Annotated in this window: 21 protein-coding genes, 1 pseudogene and 1 riboswitch; of the genes and pseudogenes, 9 read left to right on the top strand and 13 right to left on the bottom strand. The window is 65.3% G+C overall.

Translation table 11 applies throughout. The features are described 5' to 3' along the window. Positions 1-73: 73 nt before the first annotated feature. Positions 74-1417: pseudogene (gene mpl, locus FBY03_RS10735) on the bottom strand (UDP-N-acetylmuramate:L-alanyl-gamma-D-glutamyl-meso-diaminopimelate ligase); the annotation flags it as partial. Between the two features lie 357 nt (positions 1418-1774). Between mpl and FBY03_RS10730 the strand changes: the two are divergent. After that, positions 1775-2230: a GNAT family N-acetyltransferase gene (locus tag FBY03_RS10730; RefSeq protein WP_147172248.1), complete on the top strand. Its 456-nt coding sequence runs from the start codon at positions 1775-1777 to the stop codon at positions 2228-2230. 67 nt (positions 2231-2297) lie between these two features. Here FBY03_RS10730 and FBY03_RS10725 read toward each other — a convergent pair whose 3' ends face one another. After that, a complete protein-coding gene (locus FBY03_RS10725; RefSeq protein ID WP_147172246.1) occupies positions 2298-3896 on the bottom strand; it encodes a protein kinase in 1599 nt (532 codons plus the stop codon). Between the two features lie 132 nt (positions 3897-4028). Here FBY03_RS10725 and FBY03_RS10720 point away from each other — a divergent pair, with 132 nt between their 5' ends. From FBY03_RS10720 to FBY03_RS10685, 8 genes are all read left to right on the top strand, one after another. Next, the gene (locus FBY03_RS10720) at positions 4029-4868 is read left to right on the top strand and encodes a zinc-dependent peptidase (protein WP_147172244.1); all 840 of its coding nucleotides are present in this window, start codon (positions 4029-4031) and stop codon (positions 4866-4868) included. Between the two features lie 77 nt (positions 4869-4945). After that, a complete protein-coding gene (gene ppa, locus FBY03_RS10715) occupies positions 4946-5473 on the top strand; it encodes an inorganic diphosphatase (RefSeq protein WP_147172242.1) in 528 nt (175 codons plus the stop codon). Positions 5474-5627: 154 nt separating this feature from the next. Continuing rightward, positions 5628-6398 (top strand): sulfite exporter TauE/SafE family protein, encoded by a 771-nt coding sequence (locus FBY03_RS10710; RefSeq protein WP_147172240.1) that lies wholly within the window; start codon positions 5628-5630, stop codon positions 6396-6398. Positions 6399-6528: 130 nt separating this feature from the next. Beyond that, entirely contained in the window at positions 6529-6771 is a 243-nt protein-coding gene (locus FBY03_RS10705; RefSeq protein ID WP_147172238.1) for an exodeoxyribonuclease VII small subunit, read from the top strand. After that, the gene (ispA, locus tag FBY03_RS10700; RefSeq protein WP_147172236.1) at positions 6768-7655 is read left to right on the top strand and encodes a (2E,6E)-farnesyl diphosphate synthase; all 888 of its coding nucleotides are present in this window, start codon (positions 6768-6770) and stop codon (positions 7653-7655) included. The genes FBY03_RS10705 and ispA overlap by 4 nt, the downstream gene beginning before the upstream one ends. A gap of 168 nt (positions 7656-7823) precedes the next feature. Beyond that, the gene (locus FBY03_RS10695; protein WP_147172375.1) at positions 7824-11114 is read left to right on the top strand and encodes a carboxyl transferase domain-containing protein; all 3291 of its coding nucleotides are present in this window, start codon (positions 7824-7826) and stop codon (positions 11112-11114) included. Between the two features lie 113 nt (positions 11115-11227). Continuing rightward, positions 11228-13126, top strand: a complete 1899-nt coding sequence (gene dxs / locus FBY03_RS10690; protein ID WP_147172234.1) for a 1-deoxy-D-xylulose-5-phosphate synthase — start codon at positions 11228-11230, stop codon at positions 13124-13126. Between the two features lie 62 nt (positions 13127-13188). Next, positions 13189-13423: riboswitch (cobalamin riboswitch) on the top strand. Between the two features lie 99 nt (positions 13424-13522). After that, complete coding sequence (locus FBY03_RS10685; protein ID WP_147172232.1) at positions 13523-15448, top strand: TonB-dependent receptor; 1926 nt, start codon at positions 13523-13525, stop codon at positions 15446-15448. Positions 15449-15582: 134 nt separating this feature from the next. On the opposite strand, the gene FBY03_RS10680 is transcribed toward FBY03_RS10685, so the two are convergent. From FBY03_RS10680 to FBY03_RS10630, 11 genes are all read right to left on the bottom strand, one after another. Then, positions 15583-16380, bottom strand: a complete 798-nt coding sequence (locus tag FBY03_RS10680; protein WP_147172230.1) for a cobalamin-binding protein — start codon at positions 16378-16380, stop codon at positions 15583-15585. After that, positions 16380-16796, bottom strand: a complete 417-nt coding sequence (locus FBY03_RS10675; RefSeq protein WP_147172228.1) for an MFS transporter — start codon at positions 16794-16796, stop codon at positions 16380-16382. The genes FBY03_RS10680 and FBY03_RS10675 overlap by 1 nt, the downstream gene beginning before the upstream one ends. Further along, positions 16793-17413: a GTP cyclohydrolase II gene (ribA, locus tag FBY03_RS10670; protein WP_147172226.1), complete on the bottom strand. Its 621-nt coding sequence runs from the start codon at positions 17411-17413 to the stop codon at positions 16793-16795. Before ribA ends, FBY03_RS10675 begins: the two co-directional genes overlap by 4 nt. 125 nt (positions 17414-17538) lie before the next feature. After that, positions 17539-18186, bottom strand: coding sequence for a TIGR02281 family clan AA aspartic protease (locus FBY03_RS10665; protein ID WP_147172224.1), 648 nt, complete (start codon positions 18184-18186; stop codon positions 17539-17541). A 17-nt stretch (positions 18187-18203) separates the two neighbouring features. Next, positions 18204-18929 carry a transporter substrate-binding domain-containing protein gene (locus tag FBY03_RS10660; RefSeq protein WP_147172221.1) on the bottom strand — a complete coding sequence of 242 codons (726 nt, stop codon included), beginning with the start codon at positions 18927-18929 and terminating at the stop codon, positions 18204-18206. A 17-nt stretch (positions 18930-18946) separates the two neighbouring features. Continuing rightward, positions 18947-19477 carry a phosphatidylglycerophosphatase A gene (locus FBY03_RS10655; RefSeq protein ID WP_147172220.1) on the bottom strand — a complete coding sequence of 177 codons (531 nt, stop codon included), beginning with the start codon at positions 19475-19477 and terminating at the stop codon, positions 18947-18949. After that, positions 19470-20438 carry a thiamine-phosphate kinase gene (gene thiL / locus FBY03_RS10650; protein WP_147172218.1) on the bottom strand — a complete coding sequence of 323 codons (969 nt, stop codon included), beginning with the start codon at positions 20436-20438 and terminating at the stop codon, positions 19470-19472. The genes FBY03_RS10655 and thiL overlap by 8 nt, the downstream gene beginning before the upstream one ends. Before the next feature lie 161 nt (positions 20439-20599). Beyond that, positions 20600-21091 carry a transcription antitermination factor NusB gene (gene nusB / locus FBY03_RS10645; RefSeq protein ID WP_147172216.1) on the bottom strand — a complete coding sequence of 164 codons (492 nt, stop codon included), beginning with the start codon at positions 21089-21091 and terminating at the stop codon, positions 20600-20602. Then, the gene (ribE, locus tag FBY03_RS10640) at positions 21088-21564 is read right to left on the bottom strand and encodes a 6,7-dimethyl-8-ribityllumazine synthase (protein ID WP_025167671.1); all 477 of its coding nucleotides are present in this window, start codon (positions 21562-21564) and stop codon (positions 21088-21090) included. Before ribE ends, nusB begins: the two co-directional genes overlap by 4 nt. Before the next feature lie 51 nt (positions 21565-21615). Further along, positions 21616-22710 (bottom strand): bifunctional 3,4-dihydroxy-2-butanone-4-phosphate synthase/GTP cyclohydrolase II, encoded by a 1095-nt coding sequence (gene ribBA / locus FBY03_RS10635; RefSeq protein WP_147172214.1) that lies wholly within the window; start codon positions 22708-22710, stop codon positions 21616-21618. A gap of 12 nt (positions 22711-22722) precedes the next feature. Beyond that, positions 22723-23385: a riboflavin synthase gene (locus tag FBY03_RS10630; RefSeq protein WP_147172211.1), complete on the bottom strand. Its 663-nt coding sequence runs from the start codon at positions 23383-23385 to the stop codon at positions 22723-22725. Positions 23386-23440: the final 55 nt, after the last annotated feature.

The raw sequence follows: 23440 nt of genomic DNA, 5'->3' as shown, positions 1-23440 counted from the left end.
CAGGAACCACGTTGCCAGTGTCCAAGCTACGGGGCACCTCTTGGGTCGGAGGCACACCAGTTTCTTGCCCCCCTAGCGCCGCAGCCAGCTTGCCGTGCAGGCCGCCGAAACCGCCGTTGCTCATGATCACCACCTGGGTGCCCGCCGTCGCCTGGGCTTTGACCCCTTCGATGATCGCCTCCAGCGAATCGCAGACCTGGGTCGGCACGCTCGACGAGGCCACCGTGGCGGCCAGGTCCCAGCCGAGGTTGGCCGGCGCGTACCAGTAAACCGCATCGGCCTGCTGCACCGACTCCGGCAAGCCGTCGCGGTGGGCGCCGAGCTTCATCGAGTTGGAGCGCGGCTCAACGATAGCGATCAACTGCGCACTGCCGATACGCTTACGCAGTCCGTCGAGGGTGGTGGCGATGGCAGTCGGGTGGTGAGCGAAGTCGTCGTAAATCGTCACGCCGTTGACCTCGGCCACCTTCTCCATGCGCCGCTTGGCGTTCTTGAACTCGCCCAAGGCGACGATGCCCTGGGCCGGCACCACGCCGACATGCCGCGCCGCCGCGAGTACGCCCAGGGCATTGGCGACGTTGTGCTGGCCGGTCAGTTGCCAGTCGACCACGCCTTCGACCTTGCCGGCGAAACTCACCTCGAAGCGCGAGCCGTCCTCGCTGAGCAGCCGCGCCTGCCACTGACCGCCGGCGCCGGTGGTTTGCACCGGGGTCCAGCAGCCCATCTCGATGACTCGCTGCAATGCGCTTTCGCTGGCCGGATGAATGATCAGGCCGTCGCCGGGAATGGTCCGTACCAGGTGATGGAACTGCCGCTCGATGGCCGCGAGATCCGGGAAGATGTCCGCGTGATCGAACTCCAGATTATTGAGAATGGCCGTGCGCGGGCGGTAATGGACGAACTTCGAACGCTTGTCGAAGAAGGCGCTGTCGTACTCGTCGGCCTCGACCACGAAGAACGGCGTGCCGCCCAGGCGTGCAGAGATGCCGAAGTTCTGCGGCACCCCGCCGATCAGAAAGCCTGGGGCCATGCCGGCGTGCTCCAGCACCCAGGCCAGCATGCTGCTGCTGCTGGTCTTGCCGTGGGTACCGGCCACCGCCAGCACCCAGCGCCCCTGCAGCACATGGTCGGCCAGCCACTGCGGGCCGCTGACATAGGCCAGGCCTGTATTCAGCACATGCTCCACCGCCGGATTGCCGCGCGACAGGGCATTGCCGATCACCACCAGGTCCGGCGCCGGATCGAGTTGCGCAGGATCATAGCCCTGGGTCAGTTCGATGCCCTGGGCCTGCAACTGAGTACTCATGGGCGGGTAGACATTGGCGTCGGAACCGGTCACCCGGTGACCCAATTCCTTGGCGAGTACGGCCAGCGAGCCCATGAAGGTGCCGCAGATACCGAGAATATGGATGTGCATGAATAACCTCTGAAACGGGCAGCCGAGGCCCGAAAAACCTGGCGGCAGATTAGCACAGCGACTCGCGCGCGGGAGCCGCGGAGCCTCACGCGGCGGGGGAAATGATTGCCTCCGGCGCGCCGCCTGTTCAGACCACCCTGGGCGGATAAATTCCCTTTATCAGGCCCCTTCAAGCCAGCGCAGCAACCAACCGGGGCAGGCCCAGAGGGGAAGCAGCGAGCATTCACGGTGCGCTCGACAATTAACTCAATCAAACGCTTGCTTGGATTGCGTATTCAAAAAGCTTTAGGCAGCATCGAGTCTTCGCAGGCATGACCCCTGCGCCGCCAATCCAGCCAATAGAAGCCGAGGCCCGCCATGCGCATAGTCCAAGCCACCCTGGAACACCTGGACCTGCTGACTCCGCTGTTCGTCAAATACCGTGAGTTCTATGACGAGCTGCCCTACCCCGACTCCTCGCGCAAGTTTCTGGAAACCCGCCTGCGCCGCAAAGAGTCGGTGATCTACCTGGCGCTGGCCGATGACGAAGACAAGCTGCTCGGCTTCTGTCAGCTCTACCCGAGCTTCTCTTCGCTGTCGCTCAAGCGCGTGTGGATTCTCAACGACATCTACGTCGCCGAAGACGCGCGCCGGCAACTGGTCGCCGACCGCCTGCTGCAAACCGCCAAGAAGATGGCCAAAGAGACCAACGCCGTGCGCATGCGCGTCGCCACCAGCCGCGATAACGACGTGGCGCAGAAAGTCTACGAGTCCATCGGCTTCGTCGAAGACGAGCAGTTCAAGAACTACGTGCTGCCGATCAACGGCGACTGAGGCGCACCACTGCTGCACATGGCTGCGTCGCCAAGCGCCCAGCCATGTGCAGCAGTGGTCCCGTCGCTTAGCCGCTCAGGCTGAGCCACAAGCCCAGCAACAGCTGCGCCGTCAGCGTGGCCAACAGCGCCAGCTGCCAGCGCCGCCGGCGCCAGCCGTGCGCACGCGCCACCCCCACGGGATGCTGCAGCGGGTGCTGCAGGGCCTGGCGAAACTCCGACAAGGCCTCGAAGCGCGCGCCCGGTTGCGGCGCCAGGGCCCGCGCCAACACGCCATCCCAGCCCGCTGGCAGGTAACCGCTGAACGAGGCCAAAGGCACATAGCGACTCTGCGCGCCGCCCTCCGGACAGGCGACTTCCGGCCAGCGGCCGCAGAGCAGCCAATAGGTCAGCGCCGCCACGGCGAACTGATCGGCGCGGCCATCCACCCGCCCCTCGCCGCGCAACTCCGGCGCCAGCGGAATCGCCTCATCGGGTAAACCTTGCCGGGGCACGCCCGGTAACAGCGCGGCATGCTCTGGCAACAACAGCAGACGGCCGCCGTCGCCAACCAATATATGTTGCGGGCTCAACCACAGCCCTTGCATGCCCCGACGCTGCAACGCCCGCACCGCCGCGATCAGTTGATCGAGCAAGGCCAGCAGGCTTTGTCCATCCAATGGCGCATGCGCCGCCACCCAGTCGTTGAGGCTGCGCATCCCCGGCGCCGGCAACTCGAACAGCAGAAACGCATGCTGACGCGGCTGACGGGACGACACCACCTGCGGCAAGCTGGCCAGCGGACTGCGACGCAAGGCCCATTCGCGCTGCCAGAAGGCCTCATCGGCCGCCTTCTCGGCCAGCCACAACAACGCCTCGCAACCCGCCCCATCACGGGCCTTGAATACGCGCCCGGGCGGACCGAAGGCACAGCTGCTGAGCAAGGTCCAACCATCCAACTGCATACCGGCCACCGCCTCGGACAGCGCCGGCCACTGCTCCCGCGCGGTGACGGGTGGCGGGCTGTCGGCCGCGCCCGGCAAGAGCAATACCGCGGCGCCCGGCGCGCTCAGCAGCGGCTTCAACAATGTCGGCAGGCGGTCCACGCAGAGCGTCTCGCACTGGGTGCGGAAGGCCTGCAAATCGGCGACGCCGAGCAATGGCTGGGGCGCCAGCAACAACGCCTCACCCGGCTGCAACGGCAGCCGCTGTTGCACCAACGCCAGCTCGGCCTGCATCCCCAGCTGCATGCCGTCACGCCCGACCAGACTGTGCAAACCGCTGGCCTGGTAGCGCAGCAGGCCAATCGCGCCGGCCTGGAGAAATTGCACCTCGTCACCCTGCACCAGCAACAGCCCGGCGTTCAACTGTGGAATGCTGCGGCCTGTTTGCTGGCGAAAAAATAGCCGCTGGTTGAGCGCCGCCAGAACCTGACGAGCGGCCTGCACTTCGCTCCAGCCCTGCGGCGTACAGCGATAATCGTCGAACACTTCATCCAGGTAGCGTTCCAGCCGCTGCACCACATCGGGGCAGTCGCGCGCCCACAAAAGCGCCACCAGCAGTACCGGCGCGCGGCCCTGACGGCCAGCCAGCCACCTCGCCCGAGTCCGCGCCGCCTGGGCCGGCAGGTCGATTCCATGGCCCTGTACCAGGCTGACGGCGGGATGATCCATGCGTTCTATCGACATCGCGAGCACTCCCTAGGACGTGACCTCCCAGAGCGTTGCAGCCTTTATGCCGATATACCGACTTGCCGCCGCTTGTCGCCCACACAAACGACGCTTTAAGGTGAGTAACCCTACAACCTGAGTCGAATAGCCATGTGGTCGCTCCGCGCCTGGCGCCGTCAGCGCATCCTTGCCCGCCACCCCATCAGCCCCGCGACCTGGGCCACGGTGCGTCGTAGCTTGCCGATACTCGACGGCCTGAGCGAGGCCGAAGACCAGCGCTTGCGCGAGCGTGCGCAGTTATTCCTGCATCACAAACACCTCACCGCCCTGCCCGGCGTCGAGCTCGATGAGCTGGCGCGCCTGACGCTCGCGGCGCAAGCCGAACTGCCATTGCTGCAGTTGCCTGAGCGGGACTGGTACCGCGGTTTTCATGAAATCGTCCTTTACCCGGACGATTTCGTCAGCCCGCAACGCCACCGCGACGCCAGTGGCGTGGTGCATGAGTGGGACGCCGCACACAGCGGCGAAGCCTGGCAGCAAGGTCCGGTGATCCTGGCCTGGCCTGGCGTGCAGGCCAGCGGTGACTGGGACGCCTACAACCTGGTGATCCACGAACTGGCGCACAAGCTGGATATGCTCGGCGGCGACGCCAACGGCTTGCCGCCGCTGCACCGCGACATGCGCGTCAAAGACTGGGCGAGTGCCATGCAGAGCGCCTATGACCGGCTCAACGCGCAACTGGATGCCAACCCCGCGGCAGTCACCGCCATCGACCCTTACGCCGCCGAAGACCCGGCGGAGTTCTTCGCGGTGACCAGCGAGTACTTCTTCAGCGCTCCGGATCTACTGACCGCTGCCTTCCCGGCGGTGTACGCGCAGCTCAGGCTGTTCTACCGGCAAGACCCACTGGCGCGCCTGCAACTCCTACTGGCCACCCACCCCGACTATCGCACTAGAGCCAAAGAACACCACTGCGCGACCAATGGCTAAGCAGCCCGGCATAGCAACGACCGGGGAATGTGCCTATAATCGCGCCACTTTTTTGGCCCATCCCTGGGAGTCACCCTATGAGCTACAGCAAGATTCCAGCTGGTAAAGACGTGCCGAACGACATCTACGTCGCCATCGAAATTCCGGCCAACCACGCGCCGATCAAATATGAAATCGACAAGGACAGCGACTGCCTGTTCGTCGACCGTTTCATGGCCACCCCGATGTTCTACCCGGCCAACTACGGCTACATCCCCAACACCCTGGCCGACGACGGCGACGCCCTCGACGTGCTGGTCGTAACCCCCTACCCGGTTGCGCCGGGCGCGGTGATCCGTGCGCGTCCGGTTGGCGTGCTGCACATGACCGACGAAGCCGGCGGCGACGCCAAGCTAATCGCCGTACCGCACGACAAGCTCAGCCAGCTGTACGTGGACGTCAAGGAATACACCGACCTGCCGGCCCTGCTGCTTGAGCAGATCAAGCACTTCTTCGAGAACTACAAGGATCTCGAGAAAGGCAAGTGGGTCAAGGTCGAAGGCTGGGGTAACGCCGACGCGGCCCGCGCCGAAATTATCAAGGCGGTTGCGGCTTACCAAAAATAAGCCCTGACCTCCCCCTTAAGCCGGCCACAAGCCGGCTTTTTAATGCCCGCAGATCATGCACAATGGCGAAACCGATGCTCAGCCCGCCACCTTGGTCGACTTGGCCGTTTTCGGTGCGCCGCGTAAGCTGCCCTCTTTTTGCACGGATCGCAGCATGAGCCTGTTCGATATGTTGTTGCTGGTGCTTGCCGGCTTCGCCGCTGGCGGCATGAACGCCCTGGCGGGCGGCGGCACCTTCTTTTCCTTCCCGGCGTTGCTCGCCGCCGGTCTGCCGCCGGTCACGGCCAATGCCACCAATGCCGTGGCATTGTGGCCCGCCAGCCTGGCCGGAGCCTGGGCCGCACGCGCCTCGCTGCGTCCGCTCGGCCGCTATCTGATACCGCTGCTGCTCGCCGGCCTCTGTGGTGGCCTGCTCGGCGGCCTGTTGCTGTTGGCCGGCGGCGATGAGCTCTTTCGCGGGCTGATCCCCTGGCTGCTACTGGCGGCCACCGCCTTGTTCGCCGCCAGCCCCTGGCTCAGTCGCGCGCTGGCGGCACGCCGCGCACCCGCGGCGCAACCGCCGCACAGCCGCTGGTCGCTCGGCGCCCACATCGGGGTCTCGATCTACGGCGGTTATTTCGGTGCCGGCATGGGCATCCTGCAGCTGGCGGCCTTCGCCATCGAAGGTCATCCACTGGCCCGCGCCAACGCCCTGAAGAACCTGATCTCGGCAGTGATCTACAGCGTCGCCACCCTGACCTTCGTGGTCGCCGGGCGAGTCAGCTGGTACGAGCTGGCGATCCTGCTGGGCGGCGCCACCCTCGGCGGCTATGCCGGCGGTGCCCTCGGCCAACGTCTGCCGCCCAAGCTGTTGCGCGCCCTGGTGATTGCGGTAGGCAGCGGTATGACCGGCTATTATTTCTGGGCGACTTATTTCGCCGCCTGAGCCCAGCACCAAGGCGCTGACAGCCTCACGCCAGCCGCTGTATACAGTGGCTTGATTTGCCCGAGCTGCGCGGCTCTGCTAGTGTCGCGCCGGTTGCAAGCCCGCCGATACCCCGCTGAGAACGCCCGCCATGGCCCGTAAAAAAGCTGCGCTCGATTTCGAGCAGTCCCTCACCGATCTGCAGAACCTGGTCGAACGCCTGGAAACCGGCGAGCTGACCCTGGAAGATTCGCTGGCGGCCTTCGAACAAGGTATTCGCCTGACCCGCGACTGCCAGGCGGCTCTGGCCCAGGCCGAGCAAAAGGTGCAGATCCTCCTGGAGCGCGATGGCGAGCTGGAGGAAGCCCCCTTCGACGCGGACCGACAGGCATGATCGCGGCCTATCAGGCGCGTAGCCAAAGCCGCGTCGATGCGGCCTTGGACCGGTTGTTTGCGGCCCCGCCCACGGAACTGGCCCGGCTTTACCAGGCCATGCGCTACAGCGTGATCAACGGTGGCAAGCGGGTACGCCCGCTACTGGTTTACGCCGCCTGCGAAGCCCTCGGCGGCGAGCCGGAGCAGGCCGATGGTGCGGCCTGTGCGGTCGAACTGATCCACGCCTACTCCCTGGTGCACGATGACTTGCCGGCCATGGACGACGACGACCTGCGTCGCGGCCAGCCCACTACCCATAAAGCCTTCGATGAGGCCTTGGCGATTCTCGCCGGCGATGGCCTGCAGAGCCTGGCCTTCGAGGTGCTCGCCGACGCCCACTGCAACCCGCACTCCGCCGAGCTGCGTCTGAGCATGATCAGCTGCCTGGCGCATGCCGCCGGCCCCGCCGGAATGGTCGGCGGCCAGGCCATCGACCTCGGCTCGGTCGGCCAAACACTCGACCAGTCGGCGCTGGAAACCATGCACCGACACAAGACCGGGGCGCTGATCGAAGCCAGTGTGCGTCTCGGTGCGCTGTGCAGTGGCCGCGTCGACGAGCGCAGCGTGCGGGCCCTGCACACCTATGCCCAGGCCATTGGCCTGGCGTTCCAGGTGCAGGATGACATCCTCGATGTGGAGAGCGACACCGCCACCCTGGGCAAGACCCAAGGCAAGGATCAGGCCCATGACAAGCCGACCTACCCGGCGCTGCTCGGCCTCGATGCCGCCAAGGCCTACGCCCTGGAACTGCGCGATCAGGCGCTGCATGCCCTGCGCCTGTTCGACAGCGCCGCCGAGCCGTTGCGCGAACTGGCCCGCTACATAGTTGAACGCCGCAGCTAGCCTCGGGTAATCCAGGTCACGCCCGGATGGCGGTGGTAATACATCCGGGCTGCCCAACCAATGACCTCCACCATCACCCAGACTAATAGCCCAACCGCTGGCCGCTGAGGCTTCATTTACCCTGTCCGTAGAGCGCCTAAGATGGCTCGCAGACTAAACGCCTGTGGAGTGGCCATGCCTTTTTCTGCCCTGCTGATCGCCAACCGTGGCGAGATCGCCATCCGTATCGCCCGCGCCGCCGCCGAGCTGGGCATCCGCTCAGTCGCCGTTTTCGCCGAGGACGACGCCGCTTCGCTGCACGTGCGCAAGGCCGACCGCGCCGTCGCGCTCAAGGGGCGTGGCGTAGCGGCCTACCTGGATATGGACCAACTGATCGCCATCGCCCAGGCCGAAGGCTGCGAGGCGATTCATCCGGGCTACGGCTTTCTCGCGGAACATGCCGAGTTCGCTCGCCGTTGTCAGGCCGCCGGCATCCGCTTCGTCGGCCCCAGCGCCGAGGTGCTCGAACTGTTTGGCGACAAGGCCCAGGCCAGAGCCCTGGCCGAGCGCTGTAACGTGCCCTTGGTCAGCGGCATCAGTCGCGCGGTCAGCCTGGACGAGGCTCGCGAGTATTTGCGCAGCCTCGGCAGCGGCGGCGCGGTGATGCTCAAGGCGCTGGCCGGCGGTGGCGGCCGCGGCATGCGCGCGGTGTTCGACGAGGCGGCGCTGGATCAGGCCTATGCCCGCTGCCAATCGGAAGCCCGCGCGGCCTTTGGCCTCGACGCGCTCTACGTCGAGCAACTGCTGAGCAACGCCCGGCATATCGAGATCCAGGTCCTGGGCGACGGCACGGGCGCGGCCAGCCATCTGTGGGAGCGCGATTGCAGCCTGCAGCGCTGCCAGCAAAAGCTGGTGGAAATCGCCCCCAGCCCGCACCTGCCGCACGCCACCCGCGAGCGGATGATCGCCGCCGCGCTGACCCTGGCCGCCGAGGTCAAGTACCAGGGGCTCGGCACCTTCGAGTTCTTGCTCGATGGCGATCGGCCCGAACTGTTCTACTTCATGGAAGCCAACCCGCGCATTCAGGTGGAACACACCGTCACCGAGCAGGTCACCGGCGTCGACCTGCTGCACAGTCAATTGCGCCTGGCCGCCGGTGCCAGCCTGGCCGAGCTCGGCCTGGAGCAGGCACCCGCGCTGCAAGGCTGTGCCCTGCAGCTGCGGATCAATCTGGAAACCCTGCACGCCGACGGCAGTACTCGCCCGGCCGTGGGCACCCTGAGTGCCTATGAGCCGCCCAGCGGACTGGGCCTGCGGGTCGACGGCTATGGTTACGCCGGCTACCCGGTCAACCCCAGCTACGACTCGCTGCTGGCCAAGCTGATCGCTCACGCGGCGGATTACCCCAGCGCCCTGCGCCGCGCCTACCGCGCGCTGTGCGAGTTCCGCCTGGAGGGCGTGGCCAGCAATCTGCACCTGCTGCAGAACCTGCTGCGCCTGCCGCAGATCGCCGCCTACCAGGTCAACACCCGCTTCGTGGAAGGCCAGCTGGAGTCGTTGCTGACGCCGCAGCAGCAGGCCCATGCGCACCTGTATTTCGCCCAATCGCCGGCTAGCGCCAGCGTTCCGCCGAGCAGTGTCGATGCCCCGCCTGGCACGCTGCCGCTGACCAGCCCCAGTACCGGCGTACTGGTCAACCTGGAGGTGGCCGAGGGCGATGCCATTGCCGTCGGCCAAAGCATCGCGGTGCTCGAGGCGATGAAGATGGAGTTCGTGGTCAAGGCCAGCCACAGCGGCATCGTCCGCGCCCTGGCCGTGCAGCCGGGCAGTCCGGTCGGCGAAGGCCAGGCCTTGTTGTTCATCGAGCCGGCCGAGGTCAGCGGCGCCCAGCTGCACAGCGAGGAGAGCCTGGATCTGGAGCATATCCGCGCCGACCTCGCCGAAGTACTGGAGCGGCATGCCATTACCCGCGACGAGCGCCGCCCACTGGCCGTGGCCAAACGGCGCAAGACCGGCCAGCGCACCACCCGGGAGAACCTCGCGGAACTGCTCGATGACGGCAGCTTCATCGAATACGGCGCCCTGGCCCTGGCCGCCCAGCGCCGCCGGCGCACGCCAGAGGAGCTGCTCGAACTGAGCCCGGCCGATGGTCTGGTGACGGGTATCGGCACGGTCAACGCCGCCGCGTTTGGCGATCAGGCCGCGCGCTGCATGGCCATCGCCTACGACTACACGGTGTTCGCCGGCACCCAGGGAATCATGAATCACAAGAAGACCGACCGCATGCTCAACCTGGCCGCACAGTGGCGCCTGCCGCTGGTGCTGTTCGCCGAGGGTGGCGGCGGTCGCCCCGGCGACACCGATTTCGTCGGCGTGGCCGGGCTCGACTGCCACACCTTCGTCGGCATGGCCAAACTGTCCGGGCTGGTGCCGCTGGTCGGCGTGGTCTCCGGGCGTTGTTTCGCCGGCAATGCCGCCCTGCTGGGCTGTTGCGATGTGATTATCGCCACCGAAAACGCGAGCATCGGCATGGCCGGCCCGGCGATGATCGAAGGCGGTGGCCTCGGCCGCTTCACCCCGGAGCAGGTCGGCCCGGTCAGCGTGCAGGCACCGAACGGAGTCATCGACGTAGTGGTGCGCGATGAAGCCGACGCCGTGCGCGTAGCCCAGCAGTACCTGAGCTATTTTCAGGGGCCTCTGAATGACTGGCAGTGCGCCGACCAACGCCAATTGCGCCAGCTGATTCCGCAGAACCGCCTGCGCGTCTACGACATCCGCCAGCTGATCGACACTCTGGCCGACAGCGACAGCGTGCTGGAGCTGCGCCGCCAGTTCGCGCCCGGGCTGATCACCGCCTTCATTCGCATCGAGGGCCGGCCCTTCGGCCTGCTGGCGAATAACCCCGCGCACCTCGGCGGCGCCATCGACGCCCAGGCCGGCGACAAGGCCGCGCGCTTTATGCAGCTGTGCGACGCCTTCGCTGTCCCCATGCTGTCGCTGTGCGATACCCCCGGATTCATGGTCGGCCCGCAGGCCGAGCAACAGGCCACGGTGCGCCACGTGTCACGCATGTTCGTCGCCGCCGCCAGCCTCAGCGTGCCGTTTTTCACCGTAGTGCTGCGCAAGGGCTACGGCCTGGGTGCGCAGGCGATGGCCGCCGGCAGCTTCCATTCGCCGCTGTTTACCATCGCCTGGCCCAGCGGTGAGTTTGGCGCCATGGGCCTGGAGGGCGCGGTGCGTCTGGGCTTCGCCAAGGAACTGGCGGCCCAGCAAGACCCCGATGCGCAAAAGGCGCTGTTCGACAAACTGCTGGCCAAGGCCTACCAGAGCGGCAAGGCCATCAACATGGCCAGCTACCTGGAGATCGATGCGGTGATCGACCCGCAGGAGACCCGCAGCTGGCTGTTGCGCGGTTTGAGCGCGACGCCTGCCCCGGCGGTGCGCGAGGGTAGGAAGCGCAGTTTCGTCGACACCTGGTAAGGCCCTCACCGTAGCCCGGATACAATCCGGGCTACGCGCAGCACAGCTTGTTTGGGCAGTTCCCGGCGCTTCGGGTAAACTGCGCCTCTTTTGCGCCGATAACGATCCGCCCGATGCCGACGACCTTCCACGAGATTCCCCGCGAGCGCCCACTGACGCCCCTGCTCGACCGCGCGAACACGCCGGATGAGCTGCGCCGCCTGGGCGAAGCCGAACTGGAGACCCTGGCCGACGAACTGCGCCAGTACCTGCTCTACACGGTCGGCCAGACCGGCGGGCATTTCGGCGCGGGCCTCGGGGTGATCGAACTGACCGTCGCCCTGCATTACGTCTTCGACACCCCGGACGACCGCCTGGTGTGGGACGTCGGCCATCAGGCCTACCCGCACAAGATCCTCACCGGCCGCCGCGAACAGATGGCCAGCCTGCGTCAGAAGGACGGCATCGCCGCCTTCCCGCGACGCAGCGAGAGCGAGTACGACACCTTCGGTGTCGGCCACTCCAGTACCTCGATCAGCGCCGCCCTGGGCATGGCCATCGCCGCGCGCCTGCAGAACAGCAACCGCAAAAGCGTGGCGGTAATAGGCGACGGCGCATTGACCGCCGGCATGGCCTTCGAGGCGCTGAATCACGCCTCGGACGTCGCCGCCAACATGCTGGTGATCCTCAACGACAACGACATGTCGATCTCGCGCAACGTCGGTGGCCTGTCCAACTACCTGGCCAAACTGCTCTCCAGCCGCACCTACGCAAGCATGCGCGAAGGCAGCAAGAAGGTGCTGTCGCGCCTGCCCGGCGCCTGGGAAATCGCCCGCAAGACCGAGGAACACGCCAAGGGCATGCTGGTGCCCGGCACGCTGTTCGAGGAACTCGGCTGGAACTACATCGGCCCCATCGATGGCCACGACCTGCCGACCCTGCTGGCCACCCTGCGCAACATGCGCGACCTGGAAGGCCCGCAGTTCCTCCACGTGATCACCAAGAAAGGCAAAGGCTTCGCCCCCGCCGAAGTCGACCCGATCGGCTACCACGCGATCACCAAGCTGGAGCCGATCAACGCCCCCGCGGCGGCACCGAAGAAGCCAGCCGGGCCCAAGTATTCCAGCGTGTTCGGCCAATGGCTGTGCGACATGGCTGCCCAGGACCCGCGACTGGTCGGTATCACCCCGGCGATGAAGGAAGGCTCCGACCTGGTGGCCTTCAGCGAACGCTTCCCCGACCGCTATTTCGACGTAGCGATTGCCGAACAGCACGCCGTGACCCTGGCCGCCGGCATGGCCTGCGACGGCGCCAAGCCGGTGGTGGCGATCTACTCGACCTTCCTCCAGCGCGCCTACGACCAGCTGATCCACGACGTCGCGGTGCAGCACCTCGACGTGCTGTTCGCCATCGACCGTGCAGGTCTGGTCGGCGAAGACGGCCCGACCCATGCCGGCAGCTTCGACCTGTCCTACCTGCGCTGCATCCCCGGCATGCTGGTGATGACCCCGAGCGACGAGAACGAACTGCGCCGCATGCTGACCACCGGCCACCTGTTCGACGGCCCGGCAGCGGTGCGTTACCCGCGTGGCAGCGGACCTAATGCAGCGATAGAGGCTGGCCTGGAACCCCTGGAAATCGGCAAGGGGCTGATCCGCCGCCAGGGCCAAAAAGTCGCGCTGCTGGTATTCGGCGTGCAACTGGCCGAGGCACTGAAGGTCGGCGAAAGCCTGGACGCCACGGTGGTCGACATGCGCTTCGTCAAGCCGCTGGACGAGGCCCTGGTGCGCCAGTTGGCGGCCAGCCACGAGCTGCTGGTGAGCATCGAGGAAAACAGCATCATGGGCGGCGCCGGCAGCGCCGTGAGCGAATTCCTGGCCCGCGAAAACCTGCTCAAGCCAGTGTTGCACCTGGGCCTGCCGGACTACTACGTCGAGCACGCCAAGCCGGCGCAGATGCTCGCCGAATGCGGCTTGAACGAAGCCGGGATCGAAGCCGCGGTGCGCCAGCGCCTGAGTCTGCTCAACAACTGACTGTTGCCGGGCTGACATGGCCCGCCGAATTGCTTTACCCGCCGTGTGCCCTTATGGTGCGCGGCGTTTTGTTTGTCCGAGGTCGCGGCCACACCAGCCGCGTGAAAAGGGAAGCAGGTGCGCCGCTGTCACTACAGGCAACGGCAAGGCCCGCGCTGCCCCCGCAACGGTAACCGACGGCGTTTGTGCACCAACCGCACAGATGCAGAATTTCCCGACACACCACTGGGCTCGCCTGGGAAGGTGGGAAATCCACAGTCGGCAGCCCGGAGACCTGCCTCGGCGCAATGTGACTGGTGTTGCGGAGGGCATCACCGTCAAGCGCTGGCTGCCCGCCGCTTGCCCGTGCTTGTCCCTGCCCTCCTCAAAAGACGTTTACCTTTTGAGGATTGATCAATGAAGCTGCCCCCTATTGCCCTGGCTGTTGCCATGGCGCCCAGCCTGACCCTAGCCGCCCAAACCAGCGAACCCTACCAGGCCCCGCCATTGGTGGTGACCCGCGGCACGCCGCTGCAACAGCCCGCGCCGGCCAGTGTCGCAGTGATAACCCGCGAGCAGATCGAAACCAGCGCCGCCAGCAATCTGGTCGAGGTATTGCGCACCCAGGCCGGCCTGCAGATCAGAGACACTCTCGGCGATGGTAACCGGGTCGCCATCAGTCTGCGCGGCTTCGGCGAGAACGCGGCAAACAACACCCTGGTGTTGGTGGACGGGCGCCGCCTGAACAATCCCAGCCAACAAGCGGCAGACCTCAACAGCGTGCCGCTGGGCAATATCCAGCGCATCGAGGTCATCCGTGGCGCCGGCACAGTGCTGTATGGCGATCAAGCGGTGGGCGGTGTCATCAATATCATCACCCGCACCCCGCGGGAGAACGAGGCCTACGTGGAAACCAGCCGCGGCAGCCATGACCTGGAAGCCTATCGCGGCCATGCCTATCGCCAGTTAGGCGCCGGCTTCTCGCTCTACGCCAATGGCGAGGCACGACACGCCGATGGCTACCGCGACAACAATAACGCCAGCTATAGCAACGCTTTCGCCCGTCTGCGACACGATCACGACGGCGGCTGGCTGCTCGCCGAATACCAGACTATCGATGACGAGCTGCGTCTACCCGGCGCCCTGACCGAGGCGCAGCAGCGCACTGATCGCAAGGCCAGCTTCAAGCCGCGCGACTTCAGCGATAGCAAGACCCAGGTCAACCGTTTCGCCGCCCGCCAGACCCTGGCAGAAAACTGGGCGGCCGACTTCGACTACAGCTATCGCGACAGCGATGCCAAAGGCTTCCTCTCGGGCGCCTTCACCCAGGGCACTCGCGTAGAAACCTTCAGCCCACGCCTGACCGCACACTGGGATAGCGCACTTGGGCGCAGCGAATGGCTGCTCGGCCACGACCACATCAGCAGCGACTACGAGCTCGCCTCGGCCTTCGGCACGACCCGCTTCCGTCAGACTATGCGCGACTGGTACAGCCAGCTGAGCCAGCCACTGAGCCAAGACCTGACCCTGACCCTGGGCTATCGCGCCAGCGAAGTAGAGGACCGCAACCAGGGCCTGGGCCTGCGCCACACCGATCACGAGGACAGCAGCAGCCTGGGTCTCAGCTGGCAAGCCAGCACCCAGACGCGCCTGTTCCTCAAGCGCGAAGATGTACTGCGCTTCGCCAACGTTGACGACAATGGTTTTACCGCGCCTGGCACCACCTTCCTCAAACCGCAGACCGGGGTATCGTGGGAAGGCGGAATCGAATGGCAGGATGCCATCCAGCGCTACCAGCTGAGCCTCTATCGCCTCGACCTGCATGACGAGATCGCCTTCGACAGTGCAGCCCCTGGCCCCTTCGGCCCCGGCGCCAACGTCAATCTGGATGACACTCGTCGCGACGGCCTGCTGCTGGAAGGCCGGCGTCAGCTCAGCGAGCGTCTATCCCTGAACGGGCAGTACAGCTTCACCGATGCGAGCTATCGCGGCGGCAACTTCAAGGGTAACGACGTGCCCTGGGTCGCGCGACATACCGCCAGTCTCAGCCTGAGCTACCTGCTGCTGCCAGGGCTTAGCAGTTATCTCGAAGCCAACTACACCGGCCCCCGCTATCTCTCCAGCGACGATGCCCACACCCTGCCACGCACAGGCGGTTACAGCCTGTTTAACGCAGGCCTGAGCTACGACTACCGACAGTTCAGCAGCCGGCTGCGACTCAACAACCTGACCGGCAAACGCTACAACAGCTTTGCCGGGCAAAGTGACTTCGTTGCAGGCAACAAGGCGCTCTATTCAGCACCCGAAGAGGAAATACAGCTGAGCGTCGGCTACCGCTTCTAAACTGAGCCCCTGTAGCCCGGAGAGAATCCCGGGATTCATACACTGGATCGACCGCTGTTCCCGGATTTCATCCGGGCCGCGGTGGGACATCCGGCGTTGGGCGCCAACGCAAGCCCCGCATCGTGCGGGGCTTCTTAGTGGGCTTTAGCCAGCTGTTCGCAGAGCTTCTCGGTCGCCGCCAGCATCTGGAAGCTCGGCCGTTCCAGGCCCTTGTCAGGCACCTGCCAGAGTTGCTTGCGCGCCACCGCGCTGAGCTGCGGCCAGATGCGCCAGCGTTCCAGTTGCGCACCGCTGCCGGCGAGTATCACCTCGGGGTCGCGCTGCAGCACCGCCTCCACGCTGACCTGTGGCGCCGGCAGGCTGAGGTCGGCGAACACGTTCTCGGCGCCGCACAGGCGCAAGGCATCGCTGATGATCTGCCGGCCGCCGATGGTGTACAGCGGCACGTCCCAGATCTGGTAGAACACCCGCAGCGGACGTTCGCGCCGGTAGCGAACGCGCAATTGCCTGAGCCGCTCGCTGAAGCGACTGCGCAAACGCTGCCCCTGCTCGGCGCGGCCAATGCCCGCGCCGATCTCGGCGAACTGCTCGGCCAGATTGTCCAGGCTGTGCGGTTCGGCGATCAACAGGGGGATGCCGAAGCTCTGCAGCTGCTCGAGCTGTGCACGGCCGATGCTGTCCGGCCAGAGCAGCAGCAGATCGGGCTGCAACTTGAGCAGACTTTCCATTTCCAGCTGGCCGTAGCGCCCCACCGAGGGCAGATGCGCCAGGCCGGGCGGGCGCTCGCCACCATCCAGCACGCCGACCAGCAGGTCGGCGGCGCCCAATTCCAGGACGATTTCACTCAAGGAAGGCGCCAGGCTGACCACCCGCTCGACCGCCAGCGCCGGCCAGGCCAGTAACGCGAGCAGGCAGAGACCGAGGCGGTTCATCAGCCGAGTTGGCGAGGGATACGGTAGAGGTAGAGCAGAACCAGGCTGGACAGCCCCAGGAGCAGCAGCGGAATCGCTTCCAGCCCGACGAATACCGCGACAGCGGCAATCCAGGCGGGCAACCCGGCGCCGAGAAAGGCCAGGCGACGCTGCTTGGCCAACGCCTGCCAGGTCTCTGCCTCTTGCGGCGTATCCAGGGCCTGCTCGGTGGCCACCAGCGCCCGCTTGTAGGCACTGAACAGCGGCAGGCTGACGAACATCGATGCCAGCCCCACGACGAACAGCGGCATGACCAGCATGCCGGGCTGCCGATCGGCGCCAAACAGCAGATTGAGCAGTACCAGCGGCGCCAGGGTCAGCACCAGCTGCCCCCACCAGGCCAGCGCCAGACGACGCCGTACCTGGTTGCGGGTCACAGGCTTTCCTCGGTCTCACCCTGGTGCAGGCTGCCGAGCAGGTGGCCCAGCTTGCCCGCCTTGGTGGCCAGGTACTTCTTGTTGTGCGGGTTATGGTCGATCTGCAGCGGCACGCGGCTCGCCACGGCAATGCCCATATCGCCCAGGGCTTTGACCTTGCGCGGATTGTTGGTCATCAGCTTGAGCGAGCTGATGCCCAGGTGCTCGAGCATCGGCAGGCAGATCGCATAATCGCGCTGATCGGCGCCAAAGCCCAGGCGCTCGTTGGCTTCGACGGTATCGGCGCCGCCATCTTGCAATTCGTAGGCGCGGATCTTGTTCAGCAAGCCAATGCCACGGCCTTCCTGGCGCAGGTAGAGCAGCACGCCGCGACCCTCGGCGGCAATCGCGCGCAGCGCGGCCTCGAGCTGGAAGCCGCAGTCACAGCGCAGGCTGAACAGGGCATCGCCGGTCAGGCACTCGGAGTGCATACGGCCCAGCACCGGCTGACCATCGGCAACATCGCCGAAGGTCAGCGCGACGTGTTCCTTGCCAGTGGCCTGCTCTAGAAAGCCATGCATGGTGAACACGCCAAAGGGTGTAGGCAGCTGGGAGGCGGCGACGAATACGACAGGCACCGGATGCTCCTAAATAGATAAGGACAGGGGAAAAACACAAGGGCGGCATTGTAACAGCAGCCCCCATCGGCAGGTCAGCCTGAATTACCGATGATAAGGATCGAAACCGTCGGCTGCGCGGCCCGTCAGTGCTTGGACTCCAGCATCAGCACATCCTGCTCGACGCGCCAGCCGATGCGGCTGAGGAAGCTCATGCCCAGTAGCGCCTCGGTCGGCGAGCCGCCTTCCAGCACCACGGCCTCGACGCCCAACACTTCCAGGGTGCCGACCTTGACGCTATTGAGATCGACCTTCCAGCCGCGCACCGTGCCACTGGCCGTGCTGACCTGCATGGGTCGACCCACCACGCGATAGTCGATACCCAGGCGTCTGGCATGGCCGTCGTTGAGCGCAATCGAGGTCGCGCCGGTATCGACCAGGAACTGCATCGGCTGACTGTTCACCGAGCCGGCGACCCAGTAGTGCCCGCCGACGCCTTTGGCCACGCTCAATTGTTGCTTGTTCGGCTCGGCATAGCCGCCACTGTATTCACGACTGAGACCATAGGCGCGCTCCACCCCGTCGACGCGAAGCACCGCACCGCGGCTGTCGGCGCTGACCACCAGCACGCCACCCGGACCGGTCTGACCGACCTTCACCAGCTTGCGCTGACCACCGACATTGAGCACCGCCGCACCGGGGAACAGGCCGACTACCCGCACCTGAGGCGCTGCCCAGGCCTGTGCCATGGCCACCAGCAACAGGCTGGCGCAGAGTAATTTCAGTCCATGCATAGGGCTTCTCGTCGTCCTTAATCGAAGGGATAGGGTTGCTGCCAATGGGCGAACAGCGGTCGCAGGCTGCCGTTTTTGACCAGTACGTCCATGCGCTGGTCGTAGAGCAGCGCCAGTGCGCGACCACGCGGGTTATCGGCAAACCCCAGGTACATAGGCAAGTTGGTCAGTTTGGTCATGCGGTAACGCGTCGGATCCGCGGCAGCGTGGTACACCGCCTCCAGCTCGGGGAGCGCATCGATATAAAAATCCGCGCGTCCCTGCCTGAGCATGTCGAGAATCCCACTGCGTCGTTGAATTTCTCGATAGCGCCGAGCGCTGGGCAGGTAACGCTGGTATTTGTAGCCGTGCATCCACACCAGACGATAATCACCGAGTGTTTTCAGGCTCGGCAGCGGTTGCTCAGCCATGCCCAAGGCATACACCTCATCGAGCGCATAATGCCAGCGTGGGTAAACCACCCCGTGCTCGACCTCATCGAGATAGGACCCCACCCAGGCATCGGCATCGCCGCGCTGAACCAAGCCTATCGAGCGCGTATAGGGCACGCTCAGGCTCACCAACTGAATGCCTTCGGGGTCGAACACCTGATGCAAAAGATCCCAGGCCAGGCCTGTACCGTCCGCCTGGCTGTGCCCTTCCCAATCCTCGGCCGCCACTCGAATCTCTTGCGCGGTACCGGGTTCAGCCTGCACGCAAAGGCCGAATGCACACAACAGTACGAGCAAGCCCCAGCGGACCATCGCCCACCTCCGCAATACTAGAAGCCCGACACCGTTGCCAAGCCGTTGGCCCAGCCCCATACCAACAGCTGCATGGCCAACCAGGCGAACACCCCGGCCAGCACGTCATCGAGCATGATGCCGACCCCGCCATGCACATGGCGGTCGATCCAGCGGATCGGCCAGGGCTTGAGTATGTCGAAGAAACGGAACATCAAAAAGCCTAGCAGTAGCCAAATCCAACCTTCCGGCACCAGCCAGAGGGTGATCCACATGCCAACCATTTCGTCCCAGACGATACCCTCGTGGTCATGCACGCGCAGGTCATCGGCGACCTTGCCGCACAACCAGAAGCCAAACAGCATGGTGATGCCGAGCATCAGCCAGTAACCCCAGTCCGGCAGCATCTGCCACAGCGGAATGAACGGCAGCGCCACCAGCGAGCCCCAGGTACCCGGCGCTTTCGGCAGGGTGCCCGAGCCGAAACCAAAAGCCAGGAAGTGCCAGGGGTTGCGCCATACCGACGGCGGCACGAACTCGGCGGGAACTTGCTCGGGGTGATCAGTCACTGGAGTTTCCAAAATGTTGATAGCCCCGCGCCGGCGGCGTGATGCATTGACCGAACTGATCCAGCAACTGCACGCCCTGACCGGCCTCGACCCGACCGATCACCTGCACCGGCCAACCGGCTGCCTGCAACTCGGCGAGGTGCTCGGCGGGCAAGGTAAAGGCCAAGCGGTAATCGTCGCCACCGCTCAGCGCACAGTGGCGCGCGGCGTCTTCCCCGAGCAGCGCCAGCAGGGCTGCCGACAGCGGCAAGCGCGCCTGCTCGACCACCAGCGCCACGCCCGAGGCCGCCGCTATATGCCCGCAGTCGGCCAGCAATCCATCGGAGATATCCAGCGCCGCCGTGGCCTTGCCACGCAATGCCTGACCCAGCGCCAGCTGCGGCTGCGGCGACCAGTAGCGCGCGAGCAGGGGCTCGGCGATCTCGGCCGCCGCCTGGCGCTGCCCCAGCACCAGCGGCAACGCGCCCGCGGCAGCGCCTAGATCGCCGCCGACACACAGCAGATCGCCGACCTGCGCGCCGGCCCGGGTCAGCGCCAGGCCACGCGGCACCCGACCGAACACGCTAAGGGTCAGACTTAGCGGCCCGCGCGTGGTATCGCCGCCGATCAGGCGCAGCGCACACTGGCGCGCCATCCGATCGAGGCCCGCGGCAAAGGCTTGCAGCCAGGCAGGTTCGGCAGCGGGCAGGGTCAGGGCCAGGGTGAAACCTATGGGCGTCGCGCCCATGGCGGCCAGATCGCTGACCGACACGCCCAGCGCACGCTGGCCCAGCAAAAAAGGATCGGCGGAGTCGGGGAAGTGCACCCCGTTGACCAGGGTATCGGTGGACACGGCCAGCTGCTCGCCAGCGGGCAGGTCGAGCAGGGCACAGTCATCGCCAATGCCCAGCGCCACGCCTTCGCCAGCCTGCGCACAAGACGCAGCGGCGAAGTAATGACGGATCAGCTCGAACTCACCCAAGGGAGGCACCGCAAAAGTTAACAGTCCGTTGAAAAGCGTCGCGAGCGACTGCTAGGTAAGGCGAAGTCAGGCGAGGACGCGGAGTGTACGAGTTGTACATGAGCAGTCCGAGCCTGATTTCAACGCCACATAGCCGAGCGCAGTAGCTTCTCAAGGAGCTGTCAACGCTTGTTGGCGCGGACTTCATCCGCTCGCAAGCGCGGCGCCAGTTTGTCCAGCACGCCGTTGACGAACTTGTGTCCGTCGGTAGCGCCGAACACCTTGGCCAGTTCGATGCCTTCGTTGATCACCACACGATAGGGAATATCGATGCGGTTTTTCAGCTCGTAGGTGGACAGGCGCAGGATCGACAACTCGACCGGGTCGATCTCCGCAAGCGGGCGATCCAACAACGACTCGAAGGCACCGTCGATCTCGGTTTTCTGCCGCGGCACGCCGTGCAGAATCTCGTGAAAGTAGGCACCGTCGACCGCGGCAAAATCGTTGTCGACACGAAACTGCGCTTCGATCTCGTTCAACGACTGACCGGCCATGTGCCAGGAGTACAGCGCCTGCATGGCCAGGGTACGCGCCTGACGGCGCGCCAGGGTTTTACCACTGGGGGCTTTCTTACCCGGTTGCGGCTTTTGCCCGGTGCCGTCGTTCTGGCTCACTTGGCCTCCAACTGCGCCAGCAGGCTGACCATTTCCAGGGCGGACAGTGCGGCTTCCGCGCCTTTGTTGCCGGCCTTGGTGCCGGAACGCTCGATGGCCTGTTCGATGGAGTCGACGGTCAAGACGCCGAAGGCCACCGGTACGCCGAATTCCATGGAGACCTGAGCCAGGCCCTTGGTGCATTCGCCGGCCACATATTCGAAGTGCGGGGTACCGCCACGGATCACTGCGCCGAGGGCGATGATCGCGTCGAAGTCGTCACGCTGAGCGACTTTCTGTGCCACCAGCGGAATCTCGAAGGCACCCGGGGCGCGGATGATGGTGATGTCGTTCTCGCTCACACCGTGGCGAACCAGGGCATCAACGGCGCCACTTACCAGGCTTTCGACAACGAAGCTGTTGAAGCGGCCGACCACCAGGGCAAAGCGGCCCTTGGGGGCAATAAAAGTACCTTCGATGGTCTTCAGGGTCATAGCGAATCTCGTCAATTAAAGAGCCGGGGCGCAGTGTGGCGCCCCAAGGGGTTATTCAGAGGGCAGGTATTCTACAACTTCCAGGTCGAAACCGGATATCGCATTGAACTTCATCGGCGAACTCATCAGGCGCATCTTGCGCACACCGAGGTCACGCAGAATCTGCGAGCCGGCACCGACGGTGCTGTAGGTGGTCGGGTTGACGACCTTGCTCTCGTCGCCCAGCTGCCGATCCAGGTGCGCCAGCAGGTCCTGACCGGTCAGCGGATTGCCCAGCAACAGCACCACGCCGCTGCCGGCCTCGGCCACCTTGGCCATGGCCGCACGCAGGCTCCAACGGCCGGCCTGGTTGACCATGAACAGATCACGCAGCGGGTCCATGTTATGCACCCGCACCAGCGTCGGCTGGTCCGCGCTGATGCTGCCCAGGGTCAGGGCCATGTGCACGTCGCCTTCCACCGAATCGCGGTAGGTCACCAGGTGAAACTGACCCAGTTCGCTGTCGACCACTTGCTCGCCAATCCGCTCGACGGTGCGCTCGTGAATCAGCCGGTAGTGGATCAGGTCGGCGATGGTACCGATCTTGATCCCGTGTTGCGCGGCGAACTCCTCCAGCTCGGGACGGCGGGCCATGGTGCCGTCGTCGTTCATGATCTCGCAGATCACCCCGCTCGCCTCGAAGCCGCCCATGCGCGCCAGGTCGCAGGCCGCCTCGGTGTGACCGGCACGCGCCAGCACGCCGCCCGGCTGGGCCATCAACGGGAAGATGTGCCCAGGGCTGACGATGTCGTCGGCCTTGGCGCCCTTGGCTGCGGCCGCCTGCACGGTACGCGCCCGATCGGCCGCGGAGATGCCGGTGGTGACCCCTTCGGCGGCCTCGATGGAGACGGTGAACTTGGTGCCGAAGCCGGAGCCATTGCGCGGCGCCATCAACGGCAGCTTGAGCAGTTCGCAGCGCTCGCGGGTCATCGGCATGCAGATCAGGCCGCGGGCGAAGCGCGCCATGAAGTTGATGTGTTCGGCCGTGACCGCCTCGGAGGCGATGATCAGGTCGCCTTCGTTCTCGCGATCCTCGTCATCCATGAGGATGACCATCTTGCCCTGGCGGATGTCTTCGATCAGTTCGTCAATGCTGTTAAGTGCCATGCGGGTGTTTCCTTAATTCTTCAGGTAGCCGTTTTCGGCCAGAAAACTTTCTGTCAGGCCCGAGGCCTTCGGCTCGGCGGCCTTATCACCGAGCAGTAAACGCTCCAGGTAACGCGCCAGCAGATCGACCTCCAGATTGACCAGCCGCCCCGGGCGGTAGTCGATCATGATGGTCTCGGCCAGGGTGTGCGGCACTATGGTCAGCTCGAATTCGGCGCCATTCACCGCGTTGACCGTCAGGCTGGTGCCGTCGACGGTGATCGAGCCCTTGTGCGCGATGTACTTGGCCAGCTCGCGTGGCGCGCGAATCTTGAATTGCACGGCGCGGGCGTTGTCGGCGCGCTCGATGACTTCGCCGACCCCGTCGATATGCCCGCTGACCAGGTGTCCGCCAAGCCGGCTGGTCGGGGTCAGGGCCTTCTCCAGGTTGACCTTGCTGCCGGCCTTGAGGTCGACGAACGCGGTGCAGGCCAGGGTCTCGCGGCTGACATCGGCCCAGAAGCCGTCGCCGGGCAATTCCACCGCGGTCAGGCAGACGCCATTCACCGCGATGCTGTCGCCCAGTTTGACGTCAGACAGGTCGAGCTTGGCGGTCTCGACATAGACCCGCACATCGCCGCCTTTCGGGCTCAGCGCACGGATACTGCCAATGGCTTCGATTATGCCGGTAAACATAGCGTCTCCCTGGACTCGGGCACAGCGCTGCGCCAACTGCCGGGGCAGCACGCAG

It is taken from the genome of Pseudomonas sp. SJZ079 (genome assembly GCF_007993865.1).
Classification (GTDB): domain Bacteria; phylum Pseudomonadota; class Gammaproteobacteria; order Pseudomonadales; family Pseudomonadaceae; genus Aquipseudomonas.
Note: the sequence above shows the minus strand (reverse complement) of the source record. Positions and strands in the feature narration are given on the sequence as shown.

What these genes read in the sequence shown, in the direction of transcription:
- dxs (WP_147172234.1), top strand. Translation starts at nt 11,228, where the DNA reads ATGCCGACGACCTTCCACGAGATTCCCCGCGAGCGCCCACTGACGCCC.
- ispA (WP_147172236.1), top strand. Translation starts at nt 6,768, where the DNA reads ATGATCGCGGCCTATCAGGCGCGTAGCCAAAGCCGCGTCGATGCGGCC.
- FBY03_RS10685 (WP_147172232.1), top strand. Translation starts at nt 13,523, where the DNA reads ATGAAGCTGCCCCCTATTGCCCTGGCTGTTGCCATGGCGCCCAGCCTG.
- FBY03_RS10720 (WP_147172244.1), top strand. Translation starts at nt 4,029, where the DNA reads ATGTGGTCGCTCCGCGCCTGGCGCCGTCAGCGCATCCTTGCCCGCCAC.
- FBY03_RS10710 (WP_147172240.1), top strand. Translation starts at nt 5,628, where the DNA reads ATGAGCCTGTTCGATATGTTGTTGCTGGTGCTTGCCGGCTTCGCCGCT.
- FBY03_RS10680 (WP_147172230.1), bottom strand. Translation starts at nt 16,380, where the DNA reads ATGAACCGCCTCGGTCTCTGCCTGCTCGCGTTACTGGCCTGGCCGGCG.
- ppa (WP_147172242.1), top strand. Translation starts at nt 4,946, where the DNA reads ATGAGCTACAGCAAGATTCCAGCTGGTAAAGACGTGCCGAACGACATC.
- FBY03_RS10665 (WP_147172224.1), bottom strand. Translation starts at nt 18,186, where the DNA reads ATGCATGGACTGAAATTACTCTGCGCCAGCCTGTTGCTGGTGGCCATG.
- FBY03_RS10660 (WP_147172221.1), bottom strand. Translation starts at nt 18,929, where the DNA reads ATGGTCCGCTGGGGCTTGCTCGTACTGTTGTGTGCATTCGGCCTTTGC.
- ribE (WP_025167671.1), bottom strand. Translation starts at nt 21,564, where the DNA reads ATGACCCTGAAGACCATCGAAGGTACTTTTATTGCCCCCAAGGGCCGC.
- FBY03_RS10730 (WP_147172248.1), top strand. Translation starts at nt 1,775, where the DNA reads ATGCGCATAGTCCAAGCCACCCTGGAACACCTGGACCTGCTGACTCCG.
- FBY03_RS10725 (WP_147172246.1), bottom strand. Translation starts at nt 3,896, where the DNA reads ATGTCGATAGAACGCATGGATCATCCCGCCGTCAGCCTGGTACAGGGC.
- FBY03_RS10630 (WP_147172211.1), bottom strand. Translation starts at nt 23,385, where the DNA reads ATGTTTACCGGCATAATCGAAGCCATTGGCAGTATCCGTGCGCTGAGC.
- ribBA (WP_147172214.1), bottom strand. Translation starts at nt 22,710, where the DNA reads ATGGCACTTAACAGCATTGACGAACTGATCGAAGACATCCGCCAGGGC.
- FBY03_RS10705 (WP_147172238.1), top strand. Translation starts at nt 6,529, where the DNA reads ATGGCCCGTAAAAAAGCTGCGCTCGATTTCGAGCAGTCCCTCACCGAT.